Genomic DNA, 260 nt, shown 5'->3' on the forward strand with positions numbered 1-260 from the left:
CGATGTATCAAGGGGCTTCTTCCAATAGGTCGGCAAAGGGCCGATGTCCGGCAGTTTCGTGCCCATCGCAAGACGGTGGTTGGGCAGGACATCGTCGAGGTTCACCACACCAAAAAGCCCAGAGAAGACACGCGTTGTTTCAAGCGCGACCGCATGGTGCTGCTCCGGCAGTGTTGGGAATGAGACCGCGTCATAGAGAACGCCTGTAAACAGGTTTTCAGCCGCATCGCATGGTGCAGAATACAAGTCGATATTCGCCT

The 260-nt window shown here is 55.4% G+C and carries 1 protein-coding gene; it reads right to left on the minus strand.

The genetic code is table 11. The features are described from left to right. On the minus strand, nucleotides 1-260 hold a 260-nt coding region (yaaA, locus tag QP415_RS12115; protein ID WP_285100241.1), incomplete at both ends, for a peroxide stress protein YaaA.

The sequence above is a fragment of the Pauljensenia sp. UMB3104 genome (assembly GCF_030217285.1).
Taxonomy (GTDB): Bacteria; Actinomycetota; Actinomycetes; order Actinomycetales; family Actinomycetaceae; genus Pauljensenia.